Origin of the sequence: Cupriavidus sp. IDO (genome assembly GCF_000812465.1) — a bacterium.
Lineage (GTDB): Bacteria > Pseudomonadota > Gammaproteobacteria > Burkholderiales > Burkholderiaceae > Cupriavidus.
This window is the reverse complement of the sequence record NZ_JWMA01000199.1, coordinates 134,565-147,687: the sequence shown is the minus strand read 5'-3', so window position 1 is coordinate 147,687 and position 13,123 is coordinate 134,565. Positions and strand designations below refer to the sequence as shown.

General features: G+C 65.0%; 9 protein-coding genes. All 9 read right to left on the bottom strand.

The genetic code is table 11. From position 1 onward, the window contains the following. Positions 1-26 precede the first annotated feature (26 nt). The 9 genes from RM96_RS35280 to RM96_RS35240 all read right to left on the bottom strand — a co-directional run bounded on the left by RM96_RS35280 (position 27) and on the right by RM96_RS35240 (position 13,116). Positions 27-1,316 (bottom strand): acyl-CoA dehydrogenase family protein, encoded by a 1,290-nt coding sequence (locus RM96_RS35280; protein ID WP_039016392.1) that lies wholly within the window; start codon positions 1,314-1,316, stop codon positions 27-29. Between the two features lie 167 nt (positions 1,317-1,483). After that, a complete protein-coding gene (locus RM96_RS35275; RefSeq protein ID WP_238587514.1) occupies positions 1,484-2,158 on the bottom strand; it encodes a TetR/AcrR family transcriptional regulator in 675 nt (224 codons plus the stop codon). A 182-nt stretch (positions 2,159-2,340) separates the two neighbouring features. Beyond that, positions 2,341-3,690: an NAD(P)/FAD-dependent oxidoreductase gene (locus RM96_RS35270; protein WP_039016390.1), complete on the bottom strand. Its 1,350-nt coding sequence runs from the start codon at positions 3,688-3,690 to the stop codon at positions 2,341-2,343. An 11-nt stretch (positions 3,691-3,701) separates the two neighbouring features. Further along, positions 3,702-4,943: a thiolase family protein gene (locus tag RM96_RS35265; protein WP_039016389.1), complete on the bottom strand. Its 1,242-nt coding sequence runs from the start codon at positions 4,941-4,943 to the stop codon at positions 3,702-3,704. Between the two features lie 27 nt (positions 4,944-4,970). Then, on the bottom strand, positions 4,971-6,527 hold the full coding sequence (locus RM96_RS35260) for a class I adenylate-forming enzyme family protein (RefSeq protein ID WP_039016388.1): 1,557 nt from the start codon (positions 6,525-6,527) through the stop codon (positions 4,971-4,973). A gap of 42 nt (positions 6,528-6,569) precedes the next feature. Beyond that, on the bottom strand, positions 6,570-7,700 hold the full coding sequence (locus RM96_RS35255; RefSeq protein WP_039016387.1) for a saccharopine dehydrogenase family protein: 1,131 nt from the start codon (positions 7,698-7,700) through the stop codon (positions 6,570-6,572). A gap of 90 nt (positions 7,701-7,790) precedes the next feature. After that, entirely contained in the window at positions 7,791-8,768 is a 978-nt protein-coding gene (locus tag RM96_RS35250) for a WD40/YVTN/BNR-like repeat-containing protein (protein WP_052279924.1), read from the bottom strand. Between the two features lie 23 nt (positions 8,769-8,791). Continuing rightward, complete coding sequence (locus RM96_RS35245; protein ID WP_039016386.1) at positions 8,792-11,170, bottom strand: efflux RND transporter permease subunit; 2,379 nt, start codon at positions 11,168-11,170, stop codon at positions 8,792-8,794. Further along, positions 11,170-13,116 (bottom strand): DUF1302 domain-containing protein, encoded by a 1,947-nt coding sequence (locus RM96_RS35240; RefSeq protein WP_039016385.1) that lies wholly within the window; start codon positions 13,114-13,116, stop codon positions 11,170-11,172. The genes RM96_RS35245 and RM96_RS35240 overlap by 1 nt, the downstream gene beginning before the upstream one ends. Between the last annotated feature and the right edge of the window lie 7 nt (positions 13,117-13,123).

Below are 13,123 nucleotides of genomic sequence, written 5' to 3'. Positions count from 1 at the left end.
CCGGCATCTCGCGCATACTCGGTCACTTACTCCCGCGCCCACCCGTTCTGGTAGAGCTTTCCTGCCAGCACGCCCAGGCGCGACGTGAGGATGTAGTTCTCGCCGTCTTCGATCAGCGCCGAGCGCACGTCGCGGAAGAGCTTCTCAATCGGAAATTCGCGCGTGGTGCCGTTGCCGCCGAAAAGCTGGAACGCCTCGTGCGTGATCTTCATGGCTTCTTCGGTCACGCTGACCTTGGCCTGCGCCGTCGCGTAAGGGTGGCTCTGCGGGGACATGCGTGAAAAGGCCAGGCTGCGGCGGGCGATGGCGCGTGCCATCTCCAGCCGGCGCAGCATCTCCCCCACGCGCAGATGCGTCATCTGGTGCTCCATCAGAAGCGCCCCGCCCTGCTTGCGCTCGTGGCAATAGGCAAGCGCCAGCTCAAAAGCGGCGCGGGCCGCGCCGACGAAGACCTGGCACATGTGCGTGCCCGCGTACGACCAGGTCGAGGCCAGGTTGCCGAGATAGTCGTCCTTCAGCGCGACGGCGAAACGCCTCGGCACCCTGACGTTGTCGAAATAGATCTCGCCCTGGGGCAAGGCGCGTTGGCCGATCTTGTCCAGCGGCTTGCCGCGCGAAATGCCCGGCAGATCGAGCGGCAGGATCATGCCGATGCCGTTGGTGAACGCGCCATGCTCGCCCGTGCCGTGGAAGCCATCGCCATAGTCCGCCGCCATGTAGGCGAGCGCGACCTGCGCCACCGACCCGTTCGACACCCACGCCGAGCTCTGCCCGTTGATGACGATCTCGTCGGCGCCGACCTTCGCGGTGACGTTTCCAGTCGGCTGCTTTCCGCCCGCGCTCAATTCTTCGCGGTACAGGATCGCGGCATCGGAGCCGCGGTCGGGCTGCGTGTTCATCCAGCAGCCGACCTTGCCGGCGCACATGTCGATCAGCTCCTGATTTCCGATCGACTGCGCCATCATCATCGGCATCGTCGCGGCGCCGAGCGAAACGGCCAGGCCCGAATCCCCCCAGCCCAGCTCTTCACCGATCAGCGATTCGATGCGCACCGCGGTCTCGGGCGGGAACTGCGCGATGAGCTGCGGATCGAGTCCGAGCTTCGCGCTTTCCATCATCGCGGCCCAGTACGGCGACCCGGGGGCGATGACCTCCTCCGGTGTCATGCGGTCGAGCTCCCGGCCGACCGGCCGCAGCACGTCGCGCGCGAAGCGGTGGACAGTCTGCTGGATCGCGCTTTCCTCTTCGCCCAGCGGCGTCTCGAATCCGGTCATGCCGGTCGCCGGCAACGCTGCGGTCTTGTGCAAACGAATCATTTTGGTCTCCTCCTGTCGTGGAAACATGCGCACCGGCCTGCCGGGAATCCGGTTGCCGATTTAATAGAACACATTACAAAACATAGGTCATGTTGCCAAACATACAAGCGAAAAAAAAGACAGGGTATTCCCTGTCTCCCCGAGCCTGTGCAACGGCGTTGCAGCGGCTAGCCGGTCGCTTCGGTCGACCTGTCCCGCAGCACGATGTCATTGACGGCGGCCCGGAATGCCGCGTCGAGGCCGCGCGGGTAATCGCGCTTGCGCCGTCCCGCCCCGAGTTGCAGCGCGAGGCCGTCCGCCAGTGCAATCAGCAGCGAGGCCGCGTGCAGGCTGTCGGCCGTCTTCAGCTTCGGATTCACGGCGCGCAGCAGTTCCGCGATGCCGCGAGTCAGCGTGTCGTACCACTCGTCAAACATCCGGGCACACTCGGGATCCGTCGACGCCAGCGAAATAAAGTGCCACCACAGCGCCGAGTCCTTGGCATTCCTCGCGTCGGTGAGCGCCTTCTCCAGCAGCGCGTCGAGCGATTCGCGCGGCGAGACGCTGCTGTCCAGCGCGCACTTCAGATCCTCGAGATAGGCGTCGATAATCGGCGCCATGATCGCCCGCAGGACGGCCTGCCTGGTCGGAAAGTAGTACTGGAGGTTACTGATGCTGATCCCCGCGCCGAGGGCGACGGCACGCAGCGAGAACTCCAGGCTGCCGCTTTCAAGCAGCAGCTTTCTGGCAACGCGAACGATGGCATTGCGTGTGCGCAAGCCCTGGGCTCGCAAGGTCTCAGGGTCTGCTCCTGCCGGCGCCGCGCTCGACGCGCGCCGCTTTCTGGTGCTGCGCTGCTCCATAGGCACTGTCATTTTCTTCTGCCTCGTACAAGGGCGTTCCAGCCCTGCGAAAAGGATCGCGCCAGCGGTTCGCTGGGCGGGCGTCATTATATCTGACGCCCGTCGAGGCGCATGGCGCCCGGGTCGGTTCGGCGGCGGTTTCCTCCATTGTCGATAACAGCGGCGGCAATTGCAGGCCGGCCCTATTGGAGAGCTGCGTCCCGCGCCTTGCGGTTCACGCGCTCGTCCAGCATATTGGCCACGCCCAGCGCGGAATTGACGGCGCACCATTGCAGCGGTTCTGGCAGCGTAGACGGTGTCTTGTGGCGCAGCGCCGAAAGCAGCGGGTGCTCGGCGCCGCCAATCCGCTCGGCCAGCAATAGCCCCATCAGCGACTGAGTGCCGACGCCGTGCCCGGAACACCCGGCGGTATAGAGAATGTTCCGCTGCGCTCCGGCTTCGCCGACCACAGGTAGCGCATCGTAGGCAAAGCTTATATAGCCGCTCCAGCATGACCGGATAGCAACGGCTCCCAGCATGGGGAACCGCTCGTGCAGCGCCTTTGCCAGTGCACGATAGGACGCCTCATCCGGCACGTTGGGTGTCTGCGAGCCATAGACGTAACGGAGCCGCTTCGTGGTCAGCACCAGCGTATTGCGTGCCGTCAGGCGATGGCTTTCCATCGTCCAGTGCGAAGTCACGATGCCCTCGCGCCGGGGCCAGCCCAGCGACGCCAGTTGGGTCGCCGACAGCGGCTCGGTCTCGAGCGCCGACACCCGCAGCGGCATCACCTTGTTCCGCAGCAGGCCGAGCTGCGGCGTATAGGCGTTGGTGGCGAGCACCACGAACGGCGCGCTCGCGCTGCCCCGCGCGGTCCGCACCCTGACGGTGGCACCTTCGTCCCAGGACTGCACTGCCGTGTTCTCGCAGAGCCTCACTCCCGCGCGCAGCGCCGCGCGCCGCAGCCCCATCACATACTTGCCGGGGTCGAGTGTGCCGCCAGTGGGGACGTAGCAGCTGAACAGGAACGCCGGCGGGATGCCGCGTGCCCGCATCGCGGCCTGGTCCAGGAATTCCCCGGCAGAGCCGAGTTCAATGCCGGTGTGCATACTCTCGCGCAGCTTCTTCTCCTGGGACGGATGGACGCCCGCGCGGATAATGCCCGACGCGTTGTAGTCGCAGTCGATCCCGTACTCGCCCAGCTTCCGTTCCACGTAGTCGACGCCTTCGTCGTAGAAGCCCACGATATGCTTCGCCTGCTCGCGCCCCACGCGCTTGAGGAACAGGTCGTACTCCAGCCCCTGACCGCCGGCGAGATAGCCCGCGTTGCGCCCGCTCGCGCCGAAGCCGGCGAACTCGCGCTCGAGGACAATCACTTTGGCCCCGCGCGCGGCAAGCTCCAGCGCGGTTGACAACCCGGCAAAGCCGGCCCCGACCACTACCACGTCCGCACTGACGTCACCCTCCAGCTCGGGTTGCGGATCATCCAGCTTATCCACCCACCCGCCGAGCGGGCGATACGCCTGCCTGGCCTGCCCGTCGAACCGAACCATGTCTTTCTCCCTTAGTTCTTGCTCAAGATGTGGATGGCGAGCGCCGCCTCTTCGACGCCCTGCAATCCGCCGCCGTTTTCCTGGATCGCATGACGCGCGCCTGGCACCTGTCGCACGCCGGCATCCCCGCGCAGTTGGGTAACCAACTCGTAGAGCTGGCCAATGCCGGTCGCGCCGAGCGGGTGGCCCTTGGATTCGAGGCCACCGGAGGTATTGATGGGGATGCGCCCGCCAAGCGTGAAATCGCCGCGCTCCGCAGCGGGGCCACCTTCGCCGGGCGGCACCAGCCCCAGGTTCTCGGCCTGGATGATCTCTCCCATCGCTGACGCATCGTGCACCTCGGCGACATCCATGTCTTGCGGGCCCACGCCGGCCTGCTCGTATGCCTGCAGCGCAGCAAGGCGGCCGATGCCCCTTTCCGGTTCATCGATGCGCCGATGCGTGAAGCTGCGGATCACGCTGGCCGCAACCCGGATACAGCGACTGCGATCGGCACCGATGCGCCGCAAGCCCTCTTCGGTGCAGAGGATTGCCGCCGCCGCGCCGTCCGACACCGGCGCGCACATCGGCAGCGTGATCGGATAGGTGATCGGCGGCGCGGCCAGCACCTCGTCGATGGTGAAGGCCTGGCGGAACTGCGAATGCGGGTTGTGCACCGAATGCCGATGGTTCTTGGACGACACGGCGGCAATCTGACGCTGCGTGGTGCCGTAGGTCTTCATGTGATGCCGGCACATCGCCGCGTAGATCTTCATGAAGCGGCTATAGGGCCTGTCCGATTCCGATCCGGGCGGCGGCACGATGCCTTCGCCGAGCTTCGCCAGCGTCGCGAAGTTGTCTTCGACGCGAGACACGTCCCAGCCAGATTCGAACAACGCGAGAGACTTCGCCTTGTCCGCGACGTTCATCTTTTCCGCGCCTAGCGCCAGCGCGACGTCGCAGGCGCCGGCCCGGAGGTGCTGTACCGCCAGGTGAACCGCGGTGCTGCCGGACGCGCAGGCATTCTCGACGTTGAACACCGGAATGCCTTCGATCCCGATCTTGCTGAAGATGACCTGGCCCGGGATCGACCACTGCCCCTGCAACGCGCCGTTGGTGATGCCGGCGTAGAAGGCCGCGCCGATGGCGTCAGCGCGGCAGCCAGCGTCCTGCAAGGCACCGCGCAGCGCCTCGCCAGCGAGATCATCAAGGCTGCGTTCGAAGTGCCGACCGAACACGGTCATGGCGATACCAGCGATGTAGATATTGCTCATTGTGAAGTCGTTCCCGGGTGTCCCGGTTTAGATTTTGCGTTGCAGGCCCTGCCAGTACTGCTCGCGCAGGTCCTTCTTCAATACCTTGCCCACCGGGCTTCGAGGCAGTGCGGCGACAAAGTCAACGCTCTTTGGCGCCTTGACCGAGCCGAGCTTGTCCTTGCACAGTGCGACGAGCTCGTCGGCGCTCACGTCGTGGCCCGCATTGAGTTCCACCACCGCCTTCACCGCCTCGCCCCACTTATCGTCGGGCACACCGATCACCGCGCAGTCCTGCACCGCCGGATGCGCCCAGATGACTTGCTCGACTTCGCTCGGGTAGACATTGAAGCCGCCGCTGATGATCATGTCCTTCTTGCGGTCCGTGATGTGGAGGTAGCCCTCGGCGTCGAGGTGGCCGATGTCGCCGGTGTGCAGCCAGCCGTCGATGACGGTCTCCGCGGTCTTGTCCGGGGCCTTGTAATACCCCTTCATGACCAGGTCGCCGCGCACGCAGATCTCGCCGCTCTCGCCTTGCGGCAGCACCTCGCCGCGCTCGTTCATGATCTCCACGCGGATCAGCGGGTTGGGACGGCCGACCGAGGCGAGCCTTTCGTCGGAAGCGATCTTGCCTCCACTGAAATGCTCTGCCGGGGTCAGGTAGGAAATCGACGCCGGGGCTTCGGTCTGGCCGTAGCCGCCGGCCATGACTGGACCGAACACCTCGATCGCGCGCTTGAGCTTCTCTACCGACATCGGTGCCGCGCCATAGAGGAAGCACCTGAGTGACGAGAAATCCTGCTTCCCGATGCCGGGGATGTCGAGCAGCCGGTAGATCACCGTCGGCGGCAGGAAGAACTCCGTGACCCGATGCTTCGCAACCGCGCCGAGCACGGCCGCGGGATCGGGCTTCGGCAGCACGACCACCGTGCCGCCCCGCGCAGTGCAGGGCAGCGACAGCATCCCCGCCGTATGCGTCATCGGCGCGGCTGCCAGGTTCACCGGGCGCTCGTCCCCCTGGTAGGGGTACGCCATCATGAACTGCGCGAAGTAGGTCTGGTACGCGCGGTGCGTGTTCATCACCCCCTTGGGCGCGCCAGTGGTTCCACCGGTTGCCGAAAGCGTCACCATTTCGTCCATGTGGTAGTCGACCAGCGGCGCGGTGGCCGGTTGGCCCGCGCTCCACGTCGCCAGCGACGGCGCCCACGGCAGGCCGGCATCGACGCACACCCAAAGCCGGACCTTGGGCAGGCTGTCCCGCAGCGCTTCGATCACCGGCGCGAACGCTTGCTGGAAGAACAGTGCCTCACAGTCAAAGGCATCGAGAATGAACTGGTTCTCCGCAGGCGCGTTGCGTCCGTTGACAGGTATGTATGCCATCCCGGCGCGCCACGTCCCAAGGGCGCAACCCCAGGCGGTGACGTCGTTGTCCGCCCAGACGGCGGCTTTGGCTTCCTTTGCAAAACCGGCAGCGATCAGCCCGTTCGCGATTCGGCAGGACAGCTCGCCGATCTCCTGGAACGAAAAGCGGCGCTCGTCCTGGATATAGGCGATGCCGTGAGGGTTGATGCGCCACCCTCGGTCAAAGAAATCAATAATTGCCATGTCACGTATTCCTGAGAATCTCTATCGGCCCTGCGACGGCGCTCACAGGTGTGCAACCTTCGCGCGCGCCAGCCCGCGCTGCTCCAGGAAGCCGAGCAGGTAGCGGTGCCCGAACGCCTTCGAGCCGGACGCGAAGCCGACCCTGGCGGTGTCGCCGTCGAGGAGCTTGATGACGCCGGCCGTCTGGATCGCCCCGGTGGCGATGTACGGCGTGGTCCCATGCACGGTCGCCCGGACCGATGCCAGCTGGCCGCGGCCGATGGCGAAGTCGACAGTGCGCTGCACCGTGGTGCGCTCGCGCGGCGGCATGGCTGGCGTGGTCGAATCGACGATCTGCTTCAGCACCGCGTCCTGCTGCTCGCGCGGCAGGTCCTTGTACTCGGCGTCCCACTTCTGGCCCAGCGCATGCACCATTCGCATCGCATCGTTGTCATAGAAGCCCACGCTGGAGATGCAGCTGCGCACGCGCGGGTCGTGCTCGAAGTTGACGGGCAACGACGTGCCGCCCCACGGCAGGCAGAACACCGGTTGCATGAAGGCGGGATCGACGACATTGAACGACGCATGCGGAGCGTGCGGCGTCAGCTTCTTTTCCCACAGGAAGCAGGCATCGTGGCGATAGCCCTCGAAGATCGTCGCGGTCGAGCCCACGCTGACGCCAGCGCCGCCACGAGGGCCGCGGCACAGCGTGGCGGTCTCCAGCGCATCGACGCCGGGCGTCTCGAGCGCCAGCTCGGCGGCGATTTCAGCGAACGTGTACATGTAGGCATTGGACGGCGACACCAGCAGGCCGGCCTGACGATAGAGTTCGCCGAACTGGTCGCGCACCTTGCGGAGGTGCGGTTGCTCGCCGGTGGTGTCGAGATAATGGCAACCCGCCTTGAGCGCCGCTTCGACACCGACCAGCCCGACCGTGGAGAACGGTCCGACGGTGTTGCACACCACCTTCGCACCGCGGAAGGCTTCCACCAGCGCATCGACATCGTGTTCCGCTTCGATCAGCTCATAGTTGGCCGATTCCAGGCGCACGACGCGCTGCGCCATCATTTCCTTCGCCCGGCCGGCGTTTCGCGCCACCGCCGTGAAAGGAATGTCCTGGTCGATCAGCCAGTCCATGATCAACATGCCGGTGTAGCCGCTTGCGCCGTAGACGACGACTGGGTTTTTTGCCATGGTTGTCTCCTTGAGATTTGTGGTTTGGCAAGAATTGCGTTGATGAAGGTGCTGCCGTCCGTGTTCCGGACGACTGCTTGAGAAGGCTGGCTACCTGGCTGGACCCGCGCCCGGCAACGGGCCGGTCATCGACAGCAGGAGCGGGCGGGATCCGTCGGGGAGCACCGCCGTCAAGGCTTCCTGCTCGACGCGTTCCGTGAACGTGAAGGTCTTGCCGTGGTCCCTGCTTTCGAGCACGGTTCCGGCCATGCCGACGACGATCACGCTGCCGTCCGCGAGTTGTGCGATTCCTGTCAGCGATTGGCTGGTATGTGCTTCGACGCTCTGCCATGTTTTGCCGTCATCGCTGCTGCGATAGACGTGGCCACGCATTCCACAGGCGAGAAGCGTGCCGTCGGAGAGCACGAGTCCGTACCAGAGCGACCCCTTGTCTCCGGTGGTCGTACCCTCCCACGACTTTCCCCTGTCGGTCGAGCGGTAGATGGTTCCGCCTTCGCCGACGATGAACAGCGAACCGCGGCTGCTTGCAAACATGTGCAGCAGGTGCCGGTCGGCATTCTCGCCAGCTTCGACATCGAGCCCGGACCAGGTCCGGCCTGCATCGCGGGTCTCGATTGCCCAACCGTACAGGCCCACTGCGATACCATGCTCCAGGCTGTCGAAGTGCATCGAAAGGATCGGCTGCTCGACACCCGGCTCGGCGCGCAGGAGTATCCAGGTCTCGCCGCCGTCCTGCGTGCCAAGTACGACGCCATCATGACCCGCCGCGTAGCCACGCCGCGCGTCAAGGAACTGAACGGAAGTCAGCAACGAACGGACGGGGACCATCTTCGCTTGCCGGAACTTGACGCCGTCATCGGACAGGAGGATGACGCCATGGTCTCCCACCGCGACCACGCGGTTCCCTGCGCGGGCGGACGCGAGCAACGGTGCGGCAGCCGCATTAGAGACATGGCGGGCGGGCTCCATGGTCGGCCAGTGTTTAGCGGCAGCGGTCTCCGCCGCGTCCGCCGGCCACGCGAGCCAGAAGGCGATTGCGGCAAGCGGCAGGAATCGGTGCAGGTTCATGAAAATTGCCTCCTTCTTGCGTCCTAGTGCTTCAGAATTTCCGGCATGTGCACCGGGCCGCGACGGGGAAAGAACTTCTCGAGCATCGCCGCGAAAGCGGGCAGGAGCGTGATCGCCATCACCATGTTGACGATGAACATGAAGGTCAGCAGCGCGCCCATGTCGGCCTGGAACTTGAGGCTCGAGAAGGTCCAGGTTGCCACGCCGACCGACAGCGTGATGGCGGTGAATACCGTTGCGAGTCCCGTCTCCTTCATCGCGAGTTCGAGCGCCCTGGTGAACTCGAGCCCGTGTGCCAGTTGCACCTGCAGGCGGTTGTAGATGTAGAAGGCGTAGTCCACCCCGACGCCGACCGCGAGCACCATCACCGGCAGCGTGGCCACCGTCAGACCGATCTCCAGTTTCTTCATGAACCAGTAGCCGATCCAGGTCGCCACGGTCAGCGGCAGGCAGCAGGCGATCATCGCGCGCCAGTCCCGATACACCAGAAACACGAGGGCGAGGATGGCGGCGTAGACATAGAGCATCATCGGCAGCTCGCTCGCCTCCAGCACTTCATTGGTGGCAGCCTGAACGCCGGCGTTGCCGCTCGCGAGCCTGACGCGAACGCCGTCAATCCAGTTTGCGTCGCGGAACTGCTTCACCGCCGACACAACACTCTTGATCGTCGTTGCGCGGTGGTCCGGCAGATAGAGGTTGACGCCCTGCACGCGGCAGTCGATTGACGAGAGGCCGGCGATGCGGTTGTTCACACCCTGGAACTGCGAGCCGAGGCCGCGCCGATCTCGCGTCACGGTCGCCATCTTCGGGCTGCCTTCATTCATCCCGACGTTGTAAAGCTTGAGTTGCCCGGCCAGCGAATCCGTCGAGACCACGCCGGGAACGCTACCCATGCGCCAGGCAAAGTCATCGATGAACAGAAGCTCGTCCGCGCGGGAGCAGACCTCGCCCTTGCGCTCAGGCGCCGCCTCGAAGACAACCGTGAGCCAGTCCAGGCCTACGTCGAAGCGGTTGACGATCGCCGCCACGTCGGTGTTGTAGCGCGAATCCGCACGCAGTTCCGGTGCACCGGCCTGGAGACTGCCTATGTGCCGCCCCTGACTCTGCCACACCGCCAGGCCGAAGACCACGGCACCGGCGAGGGTCACCATCGCCGCGTAGCGTGGCTGTGCGATGCGGGCGACGGCCTCGAGCCACACGTTATGTCGCTCGCGCCGCGCGAGCGACCGACGCGCGAACTCCGGCGAGAAGCGGAAGTACGACGCCGCCACGGGCAACATCATCAGGTTGGTGACGATCTTGTAGCCCACCCCGATCGCCGCGGTGATCGCCAGCTCCCGGATCATCGGGATCGGAATCAGGATGAGCGTGACGAAGCTCACCAGCGCCGTGATGAGCGCAAGCGATCCGGGAATCAGCAGACCCGTGAAGCTGCGCCGGGCAGCCATGGCGGAGTCGGTGCCATGCGCCACCTCGCGGACGATGAAGTTGATCTGCTGGATGCCGTGCGACACGCCGATCGCGAATACCAGGAACGGCACCAGGATCGCCAGCGGGTCCAGCCCGTAGCCGAGCACGCGCAGCGTGCCGAACTGCCAGATCAGCGACACCAGCGAGCAGGCGAGCGGCAGCAGGGTCAGGCGGACAGACCGGCAATACCAGTACACTGCCAGCCCGGTGAGCAGGAAGGCAATGCCGAAGAAGCGTGTCACGTCTGCCGCGCGGTCGGCGATGTCGCCGGTCTGCTTGGCGAAGCCGATGATCTGGATCTCGACCTTGTCGTTCTCGAACGGGCGCCGGATCTTCTCCTCGAGCAGCCGGTTGAACGCGACGTAGTCGAGCTTTTTTCCGGTGCTGGCATCGACATCGCTCAGCGTGGCGGTGATCAGGGCACTCGACTGATCTCGCGCAACCAGCGTTCCGATGTGGCCGCCGGCCATCGTGCGTTGGCGCACCTTGCCGATCACCTCGGCGGTGAGCTTCTCCGGCACGATGTCCCCGCCCGTCACCGCCTCTGCCCGGAAGCCGTCCTCGGTGATCTCGGTGAAGAAGACGTTCGGCGTCCACAGCGATGTCACGCTGGTCCGATCCACGCCCGGAAGGTAGGTGACGGCCTCAGTCACCTTGAGTACCTGGGTAAGCGCAGCCGCATTCCAGACGTCGCCCTGGCGGGCATGGACGGTGATGGTCAGCCGGTTGGCGCCAAAGAGCTGGTCACGGAACTGCTCGAAGGTCTTGATGTACTCGTGACCTTGCGGCAACTGCTTCTCGAAGCCGGCCTCCAAGTGGAGCCTGGACCCAAGCATGCCCATGCAGGCCGTGAAAGCTGCCAGCACCAGCAGAAACGGAAGGCGATGCCCGAACAGGGCGGCTTCCAGACGGGTTATCAGACGTGAAAGCATCAGAATGAAGTGGTCAGGCTGACAGACATGAAATCGCGGTCGCGCAGCAGGTTGCTCGCACTACCGCCCCAGTTGTGCGTGTAATCGACGCGCATCTTTGTCTCCGGCTTGGTCTTGAAGTCGATGGTCGCGCCGATGACAGCGGCGCCCGCGCCCTGGATGAAGCCGGGCAACGCCGTTGCCGAGTACCCCCCGATCCCCTGCGATATGGCGATATCCGGTGACAGCGAGGCGCGCGTGCCGAAGATGTTCGGATACGTCACCGAAGCCGCGAGGACCATCCCGGCCGACAACTTGGTCGGCAGCGTGTAGTCGGCGGTGACCGCATACGGAATGCCGGCGTTGAGCTTGAGCTTCGGGTAGTACGCCAGCGCACCTTCGGCGGTAATCGTGCCCTCGGTGGCGCCCAGCGCGCGCAGCAGCCAGCCGAACGAACCCGACGGCGACATGATGTGGATGCCGGTCAGATGGAGCTGGTAGTGCTGCGTGTCGACCGCGCCGCGGCAACTGCTGCCGACCGGCTTGACCGCGAAATCGGCCAGGGCGTTGCAGTAGTAGGGGTTGCCCGGGTCAATGACCGTGGTCGGGTCGATGGCGACGCTGTCCCTCGGGCGGTACGACAGCTCGGTGCCGATCGCCCATTCGCCAACCTGGAAGTTATACGAGAGGCCGAACAGGTCGCGGTTCTTGCCATAGTCAAGGGAAGCCTGCCAGCCGAACGGATTGGCCGTGGTGTTGACCACCTTGTAGCTCACGAACGGCACCTTCTCGCTGTAGTGGTAGTAATACAGGCCGAGTTCATTGCCGCTGTCGGGGAACTTGTAGCGCATTGCCATCCCCCCTTGCCCGTTGTTGCTCGGGTCGTTGTCCGGGCCGCGCGGGATGAAGGTGCCGGTGCCGAGCAGGGGCCCCACCGGGTTGGTATTGGGGTTCGCCAGCTCCCCGGTGCTCAGGCGGCGGTTGTATGGCATCCCGGTCGCGGGATTGATGCCGACGATCCGGGTCCCCGTGTCGCCAATCGTGCCGCTGGGAAGCGGCGCCATTCCCGACGCTGCGAGCGCGCCATTGACGGCTGAGGTCGGGATATAGAAGCCCCGCCCACCCTTGCCGAGGAAGTCGCTGGTCGAAAAGAAGGTCCCGGGCGCGTCGAACTGGAAGCTGTTCCACTTCCACTGGTAGAAGGCCTCGAGGCCGAGGTCCTTGCCGAGCGAAGTGCTCGCCGAGACCATGGGTGCGGGGATGAAGAGATTCTTCAGCGGCGTTCCCGGCTGGTGCGCGGACGGCAGGTAGATCGCGTTGATCGAATTGACACCGCCCGGGATATAGAGGTCTTCACCCCAGCTCAGCACCTGGTTGCCGACCCGGACACGCGCCTGCTGGTCGCCGATGTCGAACTCCTTGGTAATGTAGGCGTCGAGCAGGCGTGGGTTGCTGGTGGCGAAGTTGCGCGCGTCCGGGTCGAGGTCGGTCCGCCTGGTGTGGTCGGTCGCAAAGTCATAGTTGACGACGCCGCGCACCAGCCCGCTCCAGCCATCGGTGCCCTTGACGTAGAGGTCGCTGGTCCACTGCGCATTGGCCGAGACCGGCTGCCAGCGCTTGTAGTTCAGGTTGCCGTCGTCCTGGTTCAGGCGCAGCGTGTCCAGGTTTGACGAGAAGACAGCCGGGTTGCTTTTCTGCAGCGGCGTTGGCGCGTCACCGACACAGCCGCCGTTGTCGTTGCCGACAAAGCTGCAGTTCGTCTTCGACGTGCGCATCGCCACGCCAAACGAGACTGTCGAGTCCAAGGCCACCGACCATCCGTTGTCGAGCGTCCACTGCGCGGCGTAAGCCGAGCCGGCATCCGCCGCCGCCAGCATTCCCACGATCACCGTGCGGGCCAGCTTCCGGTCCATTCGCATCCCCGCGACGGCTTGCGCCGCCGCCTCTGAAACATCACGCAGTTTCATGACTGTC